Origin of the sequence: Streptomyces sp. NPDC051987 (assembly GCF_040680735.1) — a bacterium.
Lineage (GTDB): Bacteria > Actinomycetota > Actinomycetes > Streptomycetales > Streptomycetaceae > Streptomyces.
In genome coordinates this window covers 103,879-123,302 of the sequence record NZ_JBFAXI010000015.1, presented here as the reverse complement: position 1 = coordinate 123,302, position 19,424 = coordinate 103,879, and the positions used below count along the sequence as shown (strand labels likewise).

The following is a 19,424-nucleotide window of genomic DNA, read 5'->3' as shown; positions in this document are numbered from 1 at the left end:
CGACTTTTGGTTTTTTTCCCCCAACCCGGTTTTTCAACCCCCGGGGGGGGGGCGGGGGGGCCCCCCGGGGCCCCGCCCGGGGGGCCCCCCGCCGGGCCCGGATCAGAATCCCGCGAGAGGATTTCGCAGGGTCCCGACCAGCTGGAGGGCGCCCGACGGGTCCGCCAGGTCCACCATCTGCCGGTTGTCGCGCAGCTGGAGCCGGTTGAGGCAGGACAGCGCGAACTCGGGCGCGAACAGGTCGTACCGCGCGAACCGGTCGGCGAGTTCGGGCGCCGACTCCTGGTAGGCGCGGACGACCTCGGCGACCGTCCGCCAGAACTCGTCCTCCGTCAGGACCCCGGCGGCCGCCAGGTCGGCGGAGAGGAAGCGGAAGAAGCAGTCGAAGACGTCCGTGAAGACCGACAGGAGCTTCTTGTCCTCCGGGACGTCGACCCGCAGCCGCTCGACCGCCGGCGGCAGCACCGCGTCCGGGTCCAGGACCGCGATCTCCTCGGCGATGTCCTTGAAGATCGCGCGCTGGACGACGCCGTCCTTCAGCACCAGGATGACGTTCTCGCCGTGCGGCATGTACACCAGGTCGTAGGCGTAGAAGCTGTGCAGGATCGGGGTGAGGTAGGCCCGCAGGTACGACCGCAGCCACTCCCGCGCGTCCTGCCCGCTCCGCTCGACCAGCGCCGCCGCGAAGGAGGCGCCCTCGTGGTCCACGTGGAGCAGGGCGGCCATGGTGACCAGGGACTCGCCCTCCTGGAGGGACCCCACCGGGCTCTCCCGCCACAGCGCGGCCAGCATCTTCCGGTACGGCGAGTGGCGGTCGGTCGCCTGCTCGTACTCCAGGTGCCGGTAGCCGACGGCCGCCCGCTCCCGGATGATCGACAGCCCGGTGGACTTGAGCACCGGGTCGTTCTCGATGAGCCGGGCCAGCCAGTCGTTGATGGCCGGGGTGGCCTCCATGTAGGCGGCCGACAGCCCGCGCATGAAGCCCATGTTGAGGACCGAGAGGGCCGTCTTGACGTAGTGCTTGCCGGGGTGCGAGCGGTTGAAGAAGGTCCGGACGGACTGCTGGGCCAGGTACTCGTCGTCGCCCTCGCCCAGGCAGACCAGGTGGCCGCGGGCGATCTCGGCGGCGAAGGTGACGGTGAGCTTGTTCCACCACTGCCAGGGGTGGACCGGGACGAGGAGGTAGTCGGCGGGGTCCAGCCCCCGGCCGCGCAGGACGCCGTCGAAGCGCTCGACGGTCCCCTCGCCCAGCTCCTCCCGCACGAAGGACTCGTAGTCGATCCCCGTGCCCGCCGTGAACGCGGCGCGCGACCGGTGTGCCGCCAGCCACACCAGCCGGACCGGGCTCGCGGCCTCGGGGGCGTACGACAGGTACTCGTGGACGCCGAAACCGAGGCGTCCGTTGTTGGCGACGAAGCAGGGGTGGCCCTCGGTCATCCCGGTCTCGATCGCCTGGAAGCCGGCCCGGCTGAGCTCGGCGGCCGGGATCCGCGGCTTGGCGAGTTTGTAGCAGGTGCCGGAGAGCGTGGCGGAGATCTCCTCCAGGTAGACCGGCAGGATCTCGTCGCTGAGCCCCAGGGAGTCCTTCAGCTCGATGAAGAAGTCCAGTGCGGCGAGCGGGAGTTCGACGCCGTCCCTGGTACGGGAGACGGAGTCGGCGTCCACCTGCCAGTGGTCCAGGGCCCGGCGGACGGCGGTGAAGCGGTAGCGGGTCAGCCCGTCGTCGCTGCGGACGACGTGACCGGTCCCGTCCTCCTCGGGGGTGATCAGGCGCTCGTGGGCGAACTCGGCGAGCGCCTTGCGTATCAGGAGCCGGTTGGCCTGCTCCCAGCGCTCGGGGGACAGATGGGCCACGGCGTCGGCGAGCGTCATGCGGCGGCCACCGCCTTCTCGAACCGTTCCCGGGTGCAGTAACTCAGCAACGCCTTCTTCTCCGGCTTCTGGATCTCCCGTACGGGCACGAACCCGACGGCCTCGTTCAGCGCGTGCACGGCCGTGTTGCGCACGTCCGGCTCGACGACGATCCGGCGGGTCGCCGGGTCCTCGAAGAGGCGGGCCACCACCGCCGTGATGACGGCCCTGGTGAAGCCGTGCACCGGGGTGTCCGTGGCGGGGGTGAGGAAGTGCATCCCGACGTCGCCGGGCTCCGGCTCGTACAGCCCGGCCAGCTCGCGGTGGGCCGGGTCGTAGTACTCCATGAGAAAGGCCGGCGCGCCGTCCGCGCCGAGGCCGAGCAGCGCGTGGTGGTGCTCGTCGGCCGCGATCTCCAGGTACGCCCGCTCCACGTCCTCCGGGCGGGCGTCCAGCATCATCCAGAAGGCCGCCTTGGGGTGGGTCACCCAGCGGTGCAGCAGCTCGGCGTCCCGGCGGGGGTCGAGGGGCCGGAAGGTGAAGGCCGTCGTCAGGGTGGTCATACCGCGAACTCCTGGAAGGCGATCGTCTTCTCCACCGGGTAGTACTCGGAACCGAGCAGCTCGCGGATGATGTACGCGTTCCGGTAGGGGCCCATCCCCAGGTCGGGGCTGGTGATGCTGTGGGTGTGCACGCCTGCGTTCTGCAGGAAGACGCCCCGGCCGGTGACGTCGATCGCGTAGTTGCGGGCCACGTCGAAGTTGCCGTGCGTGTCGTAGCGCAGCCGGTCGCGGACGGGCGCCAGGAACTCCGGCTCCGTGTACCGGTAGCCGGTGGCGAGGACCAGGCCCTCGGTCTCGATCTCGTAGTCCTTGCCCTGTTCCTCCTGGCGCAGCTTCAGCGTGTACGTGCCGTTGTCGTGAACGGCCGTGTCCAGGGAGGAGTTGGTCAGCAGTCTGGTCGGGACCGGGCCGCCCAGGCTCTTCTGGTAGAGCAGGTCGAAGATCGCGTCGATCAGGTCGCCGTCGATGCCCTTGAAGAGGCCCTTCTGCTCGGCGGCGAGCCGGTAGCGGGTCGCCTCGGGCAGGGCGTGGTAGTAGTCGATGTACTCGGGGCTGGTCATCTCCAGCGTGAGCTTGGTGTATTCGAGCGGGAAGAAGCGCGGGGAGCGGGTCACCCAGTTCAGCCGGTAGCCGTGGACGTCGATCTCGCTCAGCAGGTCGTGGTAGATCTCGGCGGCGGACTGGCCGCTGCCGACCAGGGTGATCGACTCCTTCGACCGGAGTTCCTGCCGGTGCCGCAGGTAGCGCGAACTGTGGATGAAGTCGCCGCCCAGCTCCCGGCAGGCCTCGGGGAGATGGGGCGAGGTGCCGGTGCCGAGGACCAGGTGACGGGCGCGGTAGGTCTCCCCGCCGGCCGTCGTCACCGCGTAGACGTCGTCCTCGTACCGGACCTCCGTCACCGTCGTGCCGAAGCGGACGTTGGTCAGCCGGTGCGCGGCCCAGCGGCAGTAGTCGTCGTACTCGACCCGCAGCGGGTAGAAGTTCTCGCGGATGTAGAACGAGTACAGCCGCCCCTTCTCCTTCAGGTAGTTGAGGAAGGAGTACGGCGAGGTGGGGTCGGCGAGCGTGACCAGGTCCGACATGAACGGGGTCTGCAGGTGGGCGCCGTCCAGGAACATGCCGGCGTGCCACTCGAAGTCGGGCTTGGAGTCGAGGAAGACCCCGTCCAGCTCGGCGATCGGTTCGGTGAGGCAGGCGAGGCCCAGGTTGAAGGGGCCGAGCCCGATCCCCACGAAGTCGTACGTCGTGCCAGGGGCTTCAGGACGCGCGGTCAAGGGACTCTCCCAGGTACTGCTCGGCGTGGCCGGCGATCAGGTCGAGGACGGCGGTGATGTCGTCCGTCGTGGTCTCGGGGTTGAGCAGGGTGAACTTCAGGTAGTGGCGGCCGCCGACCTTGGTGCCCGCGACCACCGCGTCACCGGAGGCGAACAGGGCCTTGCGGGCGTGGAGGTTGGCGCGGTCGATCTCGGCCGGGTCGGTGACGGTGGAGGGGACGTAGCGGAAGACGAGGGTGGACAGGGACGGCTCGACGACGACGTCGTAGCGCGGGTCGGCCGCGAGCAGCCGCCAGCCCTCCCGTGCCAGCTCGCAGACCTCGTCGAAGAGGGCGCCGATGCCGTCGGCGCCCATGGTGCGCAGGGTCATCCACAGCTTGAGGGCGTCGAAACGGCGGGTGGTCTGGAGGGACTTGTCGACCTGGTTGGGGATGCGTTCGCCGACCGTGCGGCGGGGGTTGAGATAGTCCGCGTGGTAGGTCACATGGCCCAGGGCGGCGGCGTCCCGGACCACCAGGGCGGACGAACTCACCGGCTGGAAGAAGGACTTGTGGTAGTCCACGGTGACCGAGTCGGCCCGCTCGATGCCCGCGAGCCGGTCCCGGTGCCTGAGGGAGGCGAGCAGTCCGCAGCCGTAGGCCGCGTCGACGTGCAGCCAGACGCCGTGACGCTCGCACAGCTCGGCGATCTCGGGGAGCGGGTCGATGGAGCCGAAGTCGGTGGTGCCGGCGGTGGCGACCACGGCCATGGGCACGAGCCCCTCCCGCTCGCACCGCTCCAGTGCGCGGGCGAGGGCGACGGTCCGCATCCGCTTGTCGGCGCCGACGGGCACGGAGACCACCGCGTCCGGGCCGAGGCCGAGCAGTTTCGCCGACTTCTGCACGCTGAAGTGGCTGACCTCGGAGGTGAGGATGCGCAGCCTGGCCAGGTCGTCGGCCTTCGCCTCCTCCCTGGCCAGCAGCAGCGCCTGGAGGTTGGACTGGGTGCCGCCGGAGGTGAAGACGCCGTCGGCCCTCTTGCCGAAGCCGATCCGGGCGGCCGTCCAGTCGATCAGCTTCCGCTCGATGAGGGTGCCGCCGGCCGACTGGTCCCAGGTGTCCAGGGAGGAGTTGACGGCGGAGAGCACCGCCTCGCCGAGCAACGCCGGGATGACCACCGGGCAGTTGAGGTGGGCGAGGTAGCGGGGGTGGTGGAAGTAGACGGCGTCCCGGAGGTAGACGTCCTCCAGTTCGTCCAGGACGGCGGTGGTGTCGTGCAGCGGGCGGTCCAGGTCGATGCCGTCGATGAGGGGGGTGAGGGCGTCGACCGTGACGCCCGTGAACGGCCGGTCAGTGGTGGCCAGTCTGGCCGCCACCCGCTCTACTCCTTCGGTCACGGAGCGGCGGTAGTGCTCCGCGGTCAGGTCATTGAGCAGGTGCGAGCGCATGCGGGGGGCCTCCGGGGACGATCCGTGCGGGGAGGGGAGAGATCGATCAACTTAGGTTAGCCTAACCTAAGTAAGATCAAGCGAAACGCCACCCCTCTGTGAGGGCCGTCACTTCTCCCCCCAACTACTCACCCGCCACGCGCAGTTGTTCCTCCGTCAACCCCTGCCGCCAGTACCCGACGAAGGTGACCCGCCGCCGGTCGATCCCGCCCTCTCCGACGAGATACCGGCGCAGCCCCTTCACCCGCCCCGACTCCCCGGCGATCCAGGCGTAGGGCCGCGCGTGGGCCGGCAGCCGCGCCGCACGGATCTCCGCCACGGCGTCGCGGCCGCCCACCAGCCAGGTGATCTCCGCGTCCGCCGCGGTGGCCACGTCCTGCACGTCCCCGGCGCACGGCACCTCCAGCCAGGCGCGCACCCGGGTGCCGGCCGGAAGGGAGGCGAGGATCGCGGTCGCCGCCGGTACGGCCGTCTCGTCGCCCCAGATCAGCACCAGGTCGGTGTCCTCGGGCGGCCGGAAGCGGATCGCCCGGTTGTCGGCGACGGCGGGCCCGAGCAGCATCACCCGGTCACCGGCGCGGGCCCGCGCCGCCCACCGGGAGGCGGGCCCGGCGGGGACGGCCGCCCTCGCGTCGACCCCGTGCAGCACGAAGTCGATGTCGATCTCGTCGGGGTCCCGGCGCAGGGCCCGCAGCGTGTACGACCGCATCACGGCCCGTACGCCGTCCGGCAGTTCGCGCCAGCCCTGCCACCAGCCGTCGCCCAGCTCGACGGGCACGACGGGCTCGGTGCGACCCTCGGCCGGAAGGAACAGGGAGAGGGACTGGTCGCGTCCGTGCGAGTGGAAGTGCGCCAGATCGGCGCCGGCGAAGGTGACCCGGACCAGAGACGGACCGAGCCGCCTCGTCCGTACGACCTGGAGGGAGAAGAAACGGAACGGGGCGGCTACGGCCGTCGTCATATGAGCTCCTGGGACGCGGGAAGTTGTGCGGACTTGCCGCCGGGCGGTCAGCTGACCTTCTTCGCCGTCTCCAGCGCCTTGGCGAGGTTCTCCACCATCGCCACGCACTTGTCGTACGAGAAGATCGGTTCGGGGGAGCGGGAGATGACCTGGCCGGCCTTGACCGCGGGGAGCTTCTTCCAGGTGGCCTGGGTGATGTCGGCCGGCTGGATGGTCGCCGTGCGGTCGTCCATCATGATGATGTCGGCCGGGTACTTGTCGACGTTCTCCCAGCTGAGGCTCTCGTACCAGCCGCCGCCCTCCTTCTTGGCGGACTCCGGCGGCTCGACGAAGTTCACGCCGAGGGCCTTGAAGTACTCCAGGTCCACGGAGAGGTTGGTGCCGGAGACGTAGAACAGGCTCTCGGCGGCCGAGCCGGCCAGCACCTTGAGGTCGGGGTGTGCCTTGGCGGCGGCCCGCAGCCGGGACGACGCCGCCTCGAACCGCTTCTTCGCGTCGGTCACCCTGCTCGCCGTCAGGTCCGCGCCCAGCGACCCGGCGAGCGCCCAGACGCGCTGGAGCGGGACGGTGAGCTGACGGTCGTAGGCGGAGATGCCGACGCTCGGGGCCAGCCTGGCGATCTTGTCCTTGGACTCCTCCGGGACGTACCAGAGGGTGCCGGTGCCGTCGAACATCGTGGTGATGAGCACGTCCGGTGCCAGGGCCGCGTACTTCTCGACGTTGAACTGCCCCCACGCGTTGCCGAGTACGGTCAGCTTGCTGACGTCCATGTCGCCGGCCTGGACGTCGGCCTTGCCGTCCTTCGTCCTCGTCGGCCCGAAGACGCCCTTCACGTCGATGCCGTAGTCGTACAGTGCGGCGGCGACTCCGACGAACGCGACGATGTTCGCCGGCGCCTTGTCCAGCTTCACCGTGGTCCCCCGGTCGTCCTTGAACGTCCAGGGCCCGGACCCGGCGGCCGTCGCCCCCGTGCCGGAGGAGCCGCTCTTCGCGTCGCCGTCACCGCAGGCCGCGAGCGTGACGCCGAGACCGAGGGCGCCACCGGCGGCGAGGATGCCACGGCGGGTGGGACGGGCTGCTCTGACGTTGGACATGGAAATGGCTGCCTTCAAACATGCGGAAACCCGCCGGACAAGTCGCTGCTTAGGTTAGCCTAACCTCAGATCTTGTCCAGGGGCCTGGCACGCCGTCGGCGCGGCATCCCTCTCGCGTCCTGAGGGATGCCGTCCGAAGGGTCAGCCGGCCAGTCCCAACTCCCGGGCGATCAGCAGGCGCTGGACCTCGCTCGTGCCCTCGCCGATCTCCAGGATCTTGGAGTCGCGCCACATGCGGGCCACCGGGTACTCGTTCATGAAGCCGTAGCCGCCGTGGATCTGGGTGGCGTCGCGGGCGTTGTCGACGGCGATGGTGGAGGAGTGGAGCTTGGCGAGGGCCGCCTCCTTCTTGAAGGGCTCGCCGGCGACCAGGCGGGAGGCCGCGTCGCGCCAGGCGAGGCGGGCCGTGTGGGCCCTCGTCTCCATGTCGGCGAGCTTGAACTGGATCGCCTGGTTGGCGCCGATCGGGCGGCCGAAGGCGTGGCGTTCCTTCGCGTACCTGACGGACTCGTCCACACAGCCCTGGGCCAGCCCGGTGGCCAGGGCCGCGATGGCGATGCGGCCCTCGTCCAGGATGCGCAGGAACTGGGCGTAGCCGCGGCCCTCCGCGCCCAGCAGGTTGGCGGCCGGCACCCGGACGTCGGCGAAGGACAGCTCGCGCGTGTCGGAGGCGCTCCAGCCGACCTTGGAGTAGGGGGCGGCGACCGTGAAGCCGGGGGTGCCGGAGGGGACGATGATCGAGGAGATCAGCGGCTTGCCGTCGGGCTTGCGGCCGGTGACCGCGGTGACGGTGACCAGGCCCGTGATGTCCGTGCCCGAGTTGGTGATGAAGCACTTGGTGCCGTTGATCACCCACTCGTCGGTGGCCGGGTCCAGGCGTGCGGTGGTGCGGGTGGCCCCCGCGTCGCTGCCGCCGTCGGGTTCCGTGAGGCCGAAGGCGCCGAGTATCTCGCCGGAGCACAGGCGGGGGAGCCACTCGCGTTTCTGGGCCTCGGTGCCGTAGAGGTGGATCGGCATGGCGCCCAGGGAGACCCCGGCCTCCAGTGTGATCGCCACGGACGAGTCGACGCGGGCCAGCTCCTCCAGGGCGATGCCGAGGGCGAGGTAGTCGCCGCCCATGCCGCCGTACTCCTCGGGGAACGGCAGCCCGAACAGGCCCATCCGGCCCATCTCGCGGACGATCTCGTACGGGAACTCGTGGCGCTCGTAGAAGTCGCCGATCTTCGGCGCCACGACGTCGTGCGCGAACTCCTCCACCGTACGGCGGAGTTCTTCCAGTTCGGGGGAGAGGCGGTGGTCCATGGTCGTCACTCCTGGTGGGAGAGGGCGCGGACGGTGCGGGACGGGCTGGGTCGGCCCAGCTGTTCGGCCATCCACACGCTGGTGGCGGTCAGGCGGCCGAGGTCGACTCCGGTCTCGATGCCGAGGCCCTGGAGCATCCAGACCAGGTCCTCGGTGGCGAGGTTGCCGGTGGCGGACTTCGCGTACGGGCAGCCGCCGAGCCCGCCGGCGGACGCGTCGATCGTCGTCACGCCGTGCTCCAGGGCCGCGTAGGTGTTGGCGAGCGCCTGGCCGTAGGTGTCGTGGAAGTGCACGCCGATGACATTGGTCGGCACGCCCTCCTCGTTGAGCAGGGAGAGCAGTTCCAGGACGTGGCCCGGGGTGGCCACGCCGATCGTGTCGCCGAGGCTCAGTTCGTCGCAGCCCATGTCGCGCAGCGCCTTGCAGACGCGGACCACCTGGTGGAGCGGGACGGCGCCCTCCCAGGGGTCGCCGAAGCACATCGAGACGTACCCGCGCACGTGCACGTCTGCGTCCTTGGCCCGCCGGACGACCGGGTCGAAGACGGCCAGGGACTCCTCCAGCGAGCGGTTGAGGTTGGCCTTGGCGAAGGACTCGGTGGCACTGGCGAAGACGGCGACCCGGCGGGCGCCGAGGCCGAGGGCGCGGTCCAGGCCGCGCTGGTTGGGGACCAGGACGGGCAGGCAGACGTCCCGGAGATCGGCGAGCTGCGGGAACAGGTCCTCCGCGTCGGCCAGTTGGGGCACCCACTTGGGGTGCACGAAACTGGTCGCCTCGATCGTGGTCAGGCCCGCGTCGGCCAGGCGGTGCACGAACTCCGCCTTCACCGCCGTCGGTACGGCCGTCTTCTCGTTCTGCAGGCCGTCCCGCGCACCGACCTCGTGGATCCGGACGCGGGCGGGCAGGTCGGTCGCCGGTACGACCATGGGCAGGCCGGTCCCCGGGCTCGTCATGCCGTCTCCTCCTCGTGCGGGGCGATCACGGCGAGCACCTGGTCCATGGCGACCGTGGCACCCGGCGTCACGTCGAGTTCGGCGACCGTGCCGGCGTGCGGGGCGGAGACGACGTGCTCCATCTTCATCGCCTCCACCACCAGCAGGCTCTGCCCGGCGGTCACCTCGTCCCCGACGGCGACCTTCACGACGGTCACCGTGCCGGGCATCGGCGCGGTGAGCGAGTCGGCCCCCGCGTGCCCCACGCCGGTGAGGGACGCGGCGACCGGGTCGTGGTCGCGGACCTGCCAGGCGTCGCCGTCGCGGCCGAGCCAGTCGGCGGCGCGGTGGAAGGTGTGCCGGACGCCGTCCAGCACCACCGACACCCGGTCGGCGGTGACGGTGTGCGTGCCGCGCGGGACGTACTCCACCGGGTCCTGCACCCGCAGGTGGAAGCCCACGGGTCTCGGCGTACCGCCCAGGCGCCAGCCGCTGGGCACCGAGAAGGGGTCCGTCCAGCCCGCGTCCGCGAGCGGCCGCAGCGCCTCCAGCCGTACGGCCGCGCCCGCCTCGTACACCTCGTCCGGGACGTCCGCGGCGACCAGGTCGTCCGCCACCCGCTCGACCAGGCCGGTGTCCAACTCGCCCGCCACGACCGCCGGATGGGCCAGCAGACGGCGCAGGAAACCGGCGTTCGTCTGCACGCCGAGGGTGACCGTCTCGCTCAGCGCCGCCCGCAGCCGGCGCAGCGCGGTCGTGCGGTCCGGGCCGTACGCGATCACCTTGGACAGCATCGGGTCGTACAGGCTGCCGACCTCGGTGCCCTCGCTGAGCCCGGAGTCGGTGCGGACGCCGTCCCCCGACGGCTCGCGCAGCAGGAGCACGGTGCCGCCGGTGGGCAGGAAGCCGCGCGCCGGGTCCTCGGCGCAGATCCGGGCCTCGACCGCGTGGCCGGTGAGCGTGACGTCGTCCTGGGCGAAGGTCAGCCGCTCGCCGGCCGCCACCCGCAGCTGCCACTCCACCAGGTCCAGGCCGGTGACCAGTTCGGTGACCGGGTGCTCCACCTGGAGGCGGGTGTTCATCTCCATGAAGTAGTACGAGGTGGGGTCGCCGCCCGGCACGATGAACTCCACCGTGCCCGCGCCCACGTACCCGCAGGAGCGCGCCGCCTGGACGGCCGCCTCGCCCATCGCGGCCCGCGTCGCCTCGTCGAGCAGGACCGAGGGCGCCTCCTCGATCACCTTCTGGTGCCGCCGCTGGAGCGAGCACTCGCGCTCGCCGAGGTGGACGACGTTGCCGTGGCCGTCGGCCAGGACCTGGATCTCGATGTGCCGGGGGCGGTCGATCCACCGCTCGACCAGGAGGGTGTCGTCGCCGAAGGAGGCGCGGGCCTCACGGCGGGCGGCGGCGATCTCGTCGTCCAGGACCTCCAGGTCGCGCACGAGCCGCATGCCCTTGCCGCCGCCGCCGGCCGACGGCTTGAGCAGGACCGGTGCGCCCAACGCGCGGGCCGCGTCCGCCAGTTCGGGGTCACGGCCGCCGGGCACCACCGGCACCCCGGCCGCGCTCACCGTCTCCTTCGCCCGGATCTTGTCGCCCATCAGCGCGATCGCCTCGGCCGGCGGCCCGATGAAGGTCAGCCCGGCCTCCTCGCACGCCCGCGCGAAGGCCGCGTTCTCGGCGAGGAAGCCGTAGCCCGGGTGGACGGCCTGGGCCCCGCCGGACGCGGCCGCCGCCAGCAGCCGCTCCACGGACAGATAGCTCTCGGCCGCCGGCGCCGGACCGATCCGGACCGCCGTGTCGGCCTCGCGGACGTGCCGCGCGTCCGCGTCGGCGTCGGAGTACACGGCCACCGAGCGGACGCCCAGCACGCGGAGCGTGCGGATGACCCGGACGGCGATCTCGCCCCGGTTGGCCACGAGTACGGTGTCGAACACGAGTCCCCTCCTCACATCCGGAAGACGCCGAACCGGGGCTCCCCCAGCGGCGCGTTGCCACAGGCCGTCAGGGCCAGTCCCAGCACCTGCCGGGTGTCGAGGGGGTCGATGACCCCGTCGTCCCAGAGGCGGGCGGTCGCGTAGTAGGCGTTGCCCTGGCGCTCGTACTGGGCGCGGACGGGCGCCTTGAAGGCCTCCTCGTCCTCCGCGGCCCAGGACTCTCCCCGCGCCTCCAGCTGGTCCCGCTTGACGGTCGCCAGCACCGACGCGGCCTGCTCGCCGCCCATCACCGAGATCTTGGCGTTGGGCCACATCCACAGGAAGCGGGGCGAGTAGGCCCGGCCGCACATGGAGTAGTTGCCCGCGCCGTACGAACCGCCCACGACGACGGTCAGCTTCGGGACCCTCGTGCAGGCCACGGCCGTGACCATCTTCGCGCCGTGCTTGGCGATGCCGCCGGCCTCGTAGTCCTTGCCGACCATGAAGCCGGAGATGTTCTGCAGGAACACCAGCGGGATGCCGCGCTGGTCGCACAGCTCGATGAAGTGGGCGCCCTTCTGGGCGGACTCGGAGAAGAGGATGCCGTTGTTGGCGACGATGCCGACGGGGTGGCCGTGGATCCGGGCGAAGCCGGTGACCAGGGTCTGCCCGAACTCGGCCTTGAACTCGGCGAACCGGGAGCCGTCGACCACGCGGGCGATGATCTCGCGGACGTCGTAGGGGGTGCGGGAGTCGACGGGGACGGCGCCGTAGAGGCCGTAGGGGTCGACCTTGGGCTCGGTGACGGGCGCGACCTCCCAGGGGAGCGTGCGCCGGGCGGGCAGGGTGGCGACGATGTTCCGGACGATGCGCAGCGCGTGCGCGTCGTCCTCGGCGAGGTGGTCGGTGACCCCGGAGATCCGGGAGTGCACCTCGCCGCCGCCCAGCTCCTCGGCGGTGACGACCTCGCCGGTGGCGGCCTTCACCAGCGGCGGACCGCCGAGGAAGATCGTGCCCTGGTCGCGGACGATGACCGCCTCGTCGCTCATCGCGGGGACGTACGCGCCGCCCGCCGTGCAGGACCCGAGCACGGCCGCGATCTGCGGGATGCCCGCCCCCGACATCCGGGCCTGGTTGTAGAAGATCCGCCCGAAGTGGTCGCGGTCCGGGAAGACCTCGTCCTGCATGGGGAGGAAGGCGCCGCCGGAGTCGACCAGGTACACGCACGGCAGCCGGTTGTCGAGGGCCACCTCCTGCGCCCGCAGGTGCTTCTTCACGGTCATCGGGTAGTACGTGCCGCCCTTGACCGTGGCGTCGTTGGCCACGATCACGCACTCGCGGCCGGCGACCCGGCCGATCCCGGCGATCACGCCGGCCGCCGGGGCCGCCCCGTCGTACATCCCGTCGGCGGCCAGCGGGGCCAGCTCCAGGAAGGGGGAGCCGGGGTCGAGGAGGGTGTCCACCCGGTCCCGGGGCAGCAGCTTGCCGCGCGCGGTGTGCCGGGCCCGCGCCTTCTCGCCGCCGCCCAGCGCGGCGGTGGCGAGCTTGGCGCGCAGCTCCTCGACGAGGACGCGGTGCGCCTCCTCGTTGGCCCGAAAGGCCTCCGACGCGGGGTCTGCCGCGCTGTGAAGCTCCGGCGCCTGGTCCATGCCGCGATCCCCTCATTCTTGTTAATGAGCGTTAACGCATTTCCCTCAGGTTAACGACCGCTAACCCCCCTGTCTAGAATTGCCTTCATGGTCACGAGAACCGACGCCCCGAGCCGCCGCGAGCAGATCCTCAAGGAGGCCGCCCGGCTGTTCGCCGAGCGCGGTTTCCACGGCGTCGGCGTGGACGAGATAGGGGCCGCGGTCGGCATCAGCGGCCCCGGTCTCTACCGGCACTTCGCGGGCAAGGACGCGATGCTCGCGGAGCTGCTGGTGGGGATCAGCGGGCAGCTGCTGACGGGGGCCAGGCGCCGTCTGGCGGAGGCTGACGGGGACACCGCGCCCTCGGCGGTCCTGGACTCCCTCATCGAGGGCCACATCGACTTCGCCCTCGACGACCGTCCACTGATCACCCTGCACGACCGGGAGCTGGACCGCTTGCGCGACAGCGACCGGAAACTGGTGCGGCAGCTGCAGCGGCAGTACGTCGAGCTCTGGGTGGAGGTGGTCCGTGGCGTCTACCCGGCGCTCCCCGAGCCCGCGGCCCGCTCGGCGGTCCACTCCGTCTTCGGTCTGCTGAACTCCACCCCGCATTTGGGCCGACCGGGTTCCCTGCCCGGCCGCGGCGCGACGGCGGTCCTCCTGCACCGCATGGCGAGGGGCGCGTTCGAGGCGGCGGCGGGGGAGTGACGGCGCCTTGTGCGCCTGCTCCGCCGTCGGGGCGGGACTCCGGCGTCGGGGCGGCGCTCTGGCGTCGGCGTGACGAGCGTTACCCTCGTCGCTTCCCTTCCCGCCCTGGACCCGTCGGCCTACCCGCCGGTACCTTGGACTCTGAGCAAGCGCTTAGACAGTCGGAGTCCGTGGAGGTGGCGGCCGTGCGCCGTACGTTGTTCGACGAGGATCACGAGGCGTTCCGGGAGACCATCCGCGCCTTCATCGAGGCCGAGGTCGTACCGGTGTACGACGAGTGGTTCGCCGCCGGCCAGGCCCCGCGCGAGTTCTACTACAAGCTCGCCGAGCTGGGCGTCTTCGGCATCCGCGTCGACGAGGAGTACGGCGGCGCCGGCATCGACTCCTACAAGTTCGAGGCCGTCCTGTACGAGGAGACCGCCCGCGCGGGCGTCACCTTCGGCGGTTCCGGCGTGCACGTGCTGCTCGGCCTGCCCTACATAAAGCTGCTGGCGACGGACGAGCAGAAGAAGCGGTACCTGCCGAAGTTCGTCTCCGGCGAGGAGATGTGGGCCATCGCGATGACCGAGCCGGGCACCGGCTCCGACCTCGCGGGCATGAAGACCACCGCCAAGCTCAGCGAGGACGGCACCCACTACGTCCTCAACGGCGCCAAGACCTTCATCACCGGCGGTGTGCACGCCGACCGCATGATCGTCTGCGCCCGGACCTCCGCCCCCACCAAGGAGGACCGCCGGCACGGCATCTCCCTCTTCGTGGTGGACACGAAGGCGGAGGGCTACTCGGTCGGCCGCAAGCTCGACAAGCTGGGCCTCAAGACCTCCGACACCGCCGAGCTGGCGTTCGTCGACGTCAAGGTCCCGGTCGAGGACCTGCTCGGCGAGGAGAACAAGGGCTTCTACTACCTCGGCCACAACCTCGCCTCCGAGCGCTGGGGCATCGCCTTCGGCGCCTACGCGCAGGCCAAGGCCGCCGTCCGGTTCGCCAAGCAGTACGTCCAGGACCGCGTCGTCTTCGGCCAGCCCGTCGCCGCCTTCCAGAACACCAAGTTCGAGCTGGCCGCCTGCCAGGCCGAGGTGGACGCAGCCGAGGCCGTCGTCGACCGGGCCACGGAGGCCCTGGACGCCGGTGAGCTGACTCCGGCCGAGGCCGCCAGCGCCAAGCTCTTCACCACCGAGGTCGCGCACCGCGTGATCGACCGCTGCCTCCAGCTGCACGGCGGCTACGGCTTCATGAACGAGTACCCCATCGCCCGCCTGTACGCGGACAACCGCGTCAACCGCATCTACGGCGGCACCAGCGAGATCATGAAGACGATCATCGCGAAGGACATGGGCCTGTAGGACCACCGCAACAACCCGCCAGTAGAAAAGGTGCCATGAACCAGGCACTGAGTGATCTCCTCGACCTGCTCGACCTGGAGCAGATCGAGGAGAACATCTTCCGCGGCCAGTCCCGGTCGGCCGTCGTCCCGCGCGTCTTCGGCGGGCAGGTCGCGGCCCAGGCGCTGGTCGCCGCCGGGCGCACCGTCCCGGCGGACCGGCTCGCCCACTCGCTGCACGCGTACTTCCTGCGCCCCGGCGACCCCGGCGCGCCCATCGTCTACACCGTCGAGCGCATCCGCGACGGCCGCTCCTTCACCACCCGGCGCGCGGTCGCCGTCCAGCACGGCCGGCCGATCTTCGCCCTGTCGGCCTCCTTCCAGCTGGCCGAGGAGGGCCTGGACCACCAGGCCCCGATGCCCCTCGCGCCCGACCCGGCGACCCTGCCCACCTCGGCGGAGCGCTTCCGGGACTACGGCCACCTCGATCCGGCCGTCGTGGAGAAGTTCCTGGAGGCCCGCGAGGCGATCGACCTGCGGTACGTCGAGGAGCCGCCGTTCGGCAGGTACGGCGAGCCGCGCGAGCCGCACAGCCAGGTGTGGTTCCGCACCAACGGCAAGCTCGACGACGACCCCCTGCTGCACGTCGTCCTCGCGACCTACGTCTCCGACATGACCCTCCTGGACTCCGTCCTGCTCGCGCACGGCCGCGGCGGCTGGGCGGTCGGGGACGTGGTGGGTGCCTCGCTCGACCACGCCATGTGGTTCCACCGGCCGTTCCGTGCCGACGAGTGGCTGCTGTACGACCAGGAGTCACCGTCCGCGCACGGCGGCCGCGGGCTCGGCCAGGCCCGGATCTACACCCAGGACGGTTCGCTGGCCGTCTCCGTGATCCAGGAGGGCGTGGTCCGCGTCCCCAGATAGGGCGGCCCCGTAGCGTCGACGTCGACTGTTGGGCGCCGATGAGCTGGGGCGATGACGTGCGGTGACCGTTCGACGTGCCGTCGCCTTTGTTGCGAATTAAGCTCTATGAGTGAAATGCCGCACAGTGCATGTGCCGCATAGCGGACGTGCCGCGTAGCGGACGTATGTCCGGCAGAAAGGTATTTCCCATGCGAGTACAGCGCGCGAGGCGTCTCGCCGCGATGTCCGCCGCCGGCCTGCTGCTGGCCGGTGGTGCCGCGACCGGCGCCGCGGGTACCGCCTCGGCGGCCCCCGCCTCCACTCACCAGTCCATCGTCACCGGCGCCGGCGGCTTCGGCGGCTGCAACGGCTTCAGGGGCGGGTTCAACAACTGCCGCTACGGCTACGGCAACTACGGATACGGGTACTACCCCGCCGCCGTCGCCGTCGTCCCTGTCGTGGTCGTCCCCACCGTAGGGGTCGCCGGGTTCGGCGGCGTCGCAGGCTTCGGCGGCTTCGGCTTCGGTTTCTGAGCGACCGGCGACGGCAGACCAGCCGTTCCGGTCCCGTCCAGGGTCTAGGGCCAGGCCACGATGTGCGGCTCCCGCTTCGGGGGGGCCGCACATCGGCCGGTCAGGCCAGGCCCGCCTCGGCCAGCAGATACGCGGTCATCGGATCGTAGTACCGCGGGCTGAGCACATGGTCGTCGAGCGGTACGGCCACCTGGAGGGTGCCCTCCGCCTCGGCGAGGAACAGCGCCGGGTCGTTGCAGTCGGCGTAGCCGACGGAGTCCAGGCCGACCTGTGCCGCGTAGCCCGCCCAGCCGTGGTCCGCGACGACCAGGTCGGGGCGCGGGCGCCCCTCGCGCTCCAGCCCGCCCAGCACGGCCTTCATCGGCTCCCCGGAGTGGGTGTGCCACAACGTCGCCCCGTGTTCGAGGACCGCCACGTCGGCGAACTGCATGACGTACCCCTCGTCCGTCTGCAGCCCGTCCGGGATCACCACGATCTCGCAGCCCGCGGCGCGCAGCGCCGCCGCGGTCGCCCGGTGCACGTCGAGCAGGCCGCCCGGGTGGCCGGTCGCGAACAGCACCCGCTGCTGACCGTCGGCCGCCTTGCGCAGCCGGGCCGCCAGCCGGTTCAGGCCGTCCATGGTCAGCTCGGGGTCGATGGTGTCCTGGCCGTACCGGTACTCGGGATCGTCGTTCACCCCGACCCGCTCGGCCATCACGGCCAGCACGTCCTGCTCGTCACTCCAGCGGTCGCCGAGTTCCAGCCCCAGCCACCAGTTGCGCTCGCCGTTGGCCAGCTTGCGGTAGTGGAGCAGGTTGTTCTCGCGGGGCGTGGCGACATCGCCCGCGATACGGGTCTTCACAAGGTGCTCTACGAGCTCGGCGCGGCTGGGCGTCCCGGGTATCGGCATGGCTCCATTCTGGGGCAGCGGACTGCGCGGTTCCCTCGCGTATCGCGCGCTGGGACGTGGATCACTGCGAAGGGGTGCGCTGGTCGCGCGGTGCCCCGAGCCCCTGGGCGGGCGAGCTCCCGCTTCTCGGCCGGAGCCGGTGCCGGCCCCCTACTAGAGTCGTCGGCAGACGCAGCACACAGCAGCAGGTACGCGACGAAGCGCGGGAGAGAAGGCGGCTCGCCCATGAGCGGCAACCAGACGCCCCGCGGCCCGGTCGACGGGCCGCGCACACCGCGTACGAACAGACCACGATCATGACCCGACAGATTGCCGAGGCGCGCTCGAAGTGACCCACGACCACGACCTGGTGCTCCGTCCGACGCCCGCCCAGACGGCCGCCGCGCTCGACCCTCCCCCGGGCCGGCGCGGCGGAGACCTGGTCGTGGAGACCCTCGCCGGGCTCGGCGCCACCACCGTCTTCGGGCTGCCCGGCCAGCACGCGCTCGGCGTCTTCGACGCGCTGCGCCGCTCCTCCCTGCGCTATGTCGGCCTGCGGGTGGAGAACAACGCGGGCTTCGCGGCGGACGCCTACGGCAGGATCACCGGTGAGGCGGCCCCGCTGCTCCTCTCCACCGGCCCCGGCGCGCTGACCTCGCTGGCCGCGCTGCACGAGGCGGCCGCCGCCTCCGCGCCGGTGCTCGCGATCAGCAGCCAGATCCCCACCGCGGGCCTGGGCGGCGGCCGCCACGGCTATCTGCACGAACTCCCCGACCAGGCGGCCTCCTTCCGGGGCGTGGTGAAGTCGGTCCACACCGTCCGCACCCAGTCGCAGATACCGTCCGCGCTCGCGGCGGCCTGGAAGTCGGCGCTGACCGCCCCGCACGGCCCGGTGTGGGTGGAGATCCCGCAGGACGTGCTCCTCGCCGAGACCGCGCTGCCGGTGGTGACGGCGGTGGACGCGACCCCCGACGACCTCCCCCCGCGCCCCGAACTCACGGCGCTCGCCGCCGACCTGCTCTCGCGCGCGGCCCGCCCGGCGGTCATCGCGGGCGGCGGGGTCGTACGGGCGGACGCCTCCGGCAAGCTGCGGCAGCTGGCGGAGACGCTGAACGCGCCGGTCGTCACCACCTTCGGCGGCAAGGGCGCGTTCCCCTGGCAGCACCCCCTGTCCCTCCAGTCCTGGCTGGAGGACCGCCACACCACGGACTTCCTGGAGGACGCCGACGTCCTGCTGGTGGTCGGCTCGGGCCTGGGCGAACTCTCCTCGAACTACCACACGTTCACGCCGCGCGGCCGGGTGATCCAGGTCGAGGCGGACCTCGGCAAGCTGGAGTCCAACCATCCGGCCCTCGGCATCCACGCGGACGCCCGCCTCGCCCTCCAGGCGCTCCTGGAGACGGTGACCCCGCGCGAGGACCCGTCGGCCCCGGACCGGGTACGAGACCTGCTCGCCCGCGTCTCGGCACGCATCGCCGCGCAGGAACTCACCCTGGAACAGGACGTGCTGGCGTCGGTCCGCCGCGCCCTCCCGGCCGGCTCCCCGTCCTTCTGGGACATGACGATCCTGGCGTACTGGGCATGGTCCGCGTTCGACGCCCAGGCGCCGAACCTCATGCACTCCGCCCAGGGCGCCGGCGGCCTCGGCTACGGCTTCCCGGCGGCCCTCGGCGCGGCCGCCGCCGACCCGACCCGCCCGGTGCTGGCGGTCTCCGGCGACGGCGGCGCCCTCTACTCCGTCGCCGAACTGGCGACGGCGCGCCAGCACGACCTCCCGGTCACCTGGCTCATCGTCGACGACGGCGGCTACGGCATCCTCCGCGAGTACATGACCGACGCCTTCGGCGAAGCCGGCGCGACGGAGCTGACCCGCCCCGACTACGTGGCCCTGGCGGAGTCCTTCGGGGTACCGGCCCTCCGGACGACCCCGGAGACCCTGGAGTCGGACCTGGCGAAGGCACTCGCGGCCCCCGGCCCCGCGGTGGTCGTCCTCCCGGCCCTGCTGCGGATGTTCGCGCCGACGCACCTGGGGGACTGAACCGGCGTACCGGGACCACGCAGGTGAGCGGGACGTGAAAAGCGGGCCCCCCCCCGGGGGGGGGGGGGCGGGGCGGGTTTGGGGGGCCCGGGGCCCGGCTCCCACG

At 71.6% G+C, this 19,424-nt stretch carries 16 protein-coding genes; 5 read left to right on the top strand and 11 right to left on the bottom strand.

All coding sequences use genetic code 11. From position 1 onward, the window contains the following. Positions 1-102 precede the first annotated feature (102 nt). The 10 genes from AB0M11_RS11690 to AB0M11_RS11645 form a co-directional block, all read right to left on the bottom strand. Positions 103-1,872, bottom strand: coding sequence for an IucA/IucC family siderophore biosynthesis protein (locus AB0M11_RS11690; RefSeq protein WP_365703979.1), 1,770 nt, complete (start codon positions 1,870-1,872; stop codon positions 103-105). Continuing rightward, positions 1,869-2,414, bottom strand: coding sequence for a GNAT family N-acetyltransferase (locus tag AB0M11_RS11685; RefSeq protein ID WP_365703977.1), 546 nt, complete (start codon positions 2,412-2,414; stop codon positions 1,869-1,871). Before AB0M11_RS11685 ends, AB0M11_RS11690 begins: the two co-directional genes overlap by 4 nt. Next, the gene (locus AB0M11_RS11680; protein WP_365703975.1) at positions 2,411-3,688 is read right to left on the bottom strand and encodes a lysine N(6)-hydroxylase/L-ornithine N(5)-oxygenase family protein; all 1,278 of its coding nucleotides are present in this window, start codon (positions 3,686-3,688) and stop codon (positions 2,411-2,413) included. The genes AB0M11_RS11685 and AB0M11_RS11680 overlap by 4 nt, the downstream gene beginning before the upstream one ends. Then, the gene (gene desA, locus AB0M11_RS11675; RefSeq protein ID WP_365703973.1) at positions 3,672-5,114 is read right to left on the bottom strand and encodes a lysine decarboxylase DesA; all 1,443 of its coding nucleotides are present in this window, start codon (positions 5,112-5,114) and stop codon (positions 3,672-3,674) included. The genes AB0M11_RS11680 and desA overlap by 17 nt, the downstream gene beginning before the upstream one ends. A gap of 124 nt (positions 5,115-5,238) precedes the next feature. Beyond that, positions 5,239-6,075 (bottom strand): siderophore-interacting protein, encoded by an 837-nt coding sequence (locus AB0M11_RS11670; protein ID WP_365703971.1) that lies wholly within the window; start codon positions 6,073-6,075, stop codon positions 5,239-5,241. A 47-nt stretch (positions 6,076-6,122) separates the two neighbouring features. Continuing rightward, positions 6,123-7,169 (bottom strand): ABC transporter substrate-binding protein, encoded by a 1,047-nt coding sequence (locus AB0M11_RS11665; protein WP_365703969.1) that lies wholly within the window; start codon positions 7,167-7,169, stop codon positions 6,123-6,125. Between the two features lie 141 nt (positions 7,170-7,310). Further along, the gene (locus tag AB0M11_RS11660) at positions 7,311-8,471 is read right to left on the bottom strand and encodes an acyl-CoA dehydrogenase family protein (RefSeq protein WP_365703967.1); all 1,161 of its coding nucleotides are present in this window, start codon (positions 8,469-8,471) and stop codon (positions 7,311-7,313) included. 5 nt (positions 8,472-8,476) lie between these two features. After that, positions 8,477-9,424 carry a hydroxymethylglutaryl-CoA lyase gene (locus tag AB0M11_RS11655; RefSeq protein WP_365703965.1) on the bottom strand — a complete coding sequence of 316 codons (948 nt, stop codon included), beginning with the start codon at positions 9,422-9,424 and terminating at the stop codon, positions 8,477-8,479. Then, positions 9,421-11,340 (bottom strand): biotin carboxylase N-terminal domain-containing protein, encoded by a 1,920-nt coding sequence (locus AB0M11_RS11650; protein ID WP_365703963.1) that lies wholly within the window; start codon positions 11,338-11,340, stop codon positions 9,421-9,423. Before AB0M11_RS11650 ends, AB0M11_RS11655 begins: the two co-directional genes overlap by 4 nt. Before the next feature lie 11 nt (positions 11,341-11,351). Beyond that, entirely contained in the window at positions 11,352-12,968 is a 1,617-nt protein-coding gene (locus tag AB0M11_RS11645) for a carboxyl transferase domain-containing protein (protein WP_365703961.1), read from the bottom strand. Between the two features lie 87 nt (positions 12,969-13,055). On the opposite strand from AB0M11_RS11645, the gene AB0M11_RS11640 reads away from it, so the two are divergent. From AB0M11_RS11640 to AB0M11_RS11625, 4 genes are all read left to right on the top strand, one after another. Further along, positions 13,056-13,655 (top strand): TetR/AcrR family transcriptional regulator, encoded by a 600-nt coding sequence (locus AB0M11_RS11640; protein WP_365703959.1) that lies wholly within the window; start codon positions 13,056-13,058, stop codon positions 13,653-13,655. A 185-nt stretch (positions 13,656-13,840) separates the two neighbouring features. After that, positions 13,841-14,998, top strand: coding sequence for an acyl-CoA dehydrogenase family protein (locus AB0M11_RS11635; protein WP_365703957.1), 1,158 nt, complete (start codon positions 13,841-13,843; stop codon positions 14,996-14,998). A gap of 35 nt (positions 14,999-15,033) precedes the next feature. Continuing rightward, positions 15,034-15,900 carry an acyl-CoA thioesterase II gene (locus AB0M11_RS11630; RefSeq protein WP_365703955.1) on the top strand — a complete coding sequence of 289 codons (867 nt, stop codon included), beginning with the start codon at positions 15,034-15,036 and terminating at the stop codon, positions 15,898-15,900. A gap of 188 nt (positions 15,901-16,088) precedes the next feature. Further along, positions 16,089-16,412, top strand: coding sequence for a hypothetical protein (locus AB0M11_RS11625; protein ID WP_365703953.1), 324 nt, complete (start codon positions 16,089-16,091; stop codon positions 16,410-16,412). Between the two features lie 100 nt (positions 16,413-16,512). Here the strand turns inward: AB0M11_RS11625 and AB0M11_RS11620 are convergent, their stop codons facing one another. After that, positions 16,513-17,301, bottom strand: coding sequence for a phosphatase (locus AB0M11_RS11620; protein WP_365703951.1), 789 nt, complete (start codon positions 17,299-17,301; stop codon positions 16,513-16,515). A 328-nt stretch (positions 17,302-17,629) separates the two neighbouring features. On the opposite strand from AB0M11_RS11620, the gene AB0M11_RS11615 reads away from it, so the two are divergent. Beyond that, entirely contained in the window at positions 17,630-19,318 is a 1,689-nt protein-coding gene (locus AB0M11_RS11615) for a thiamine pyrophosphate-binding protein (RefSeq protein WP_365703949.1), read from the top strand. Positions 19,319-19,424 lie beyond the last annotated feature (106 nt).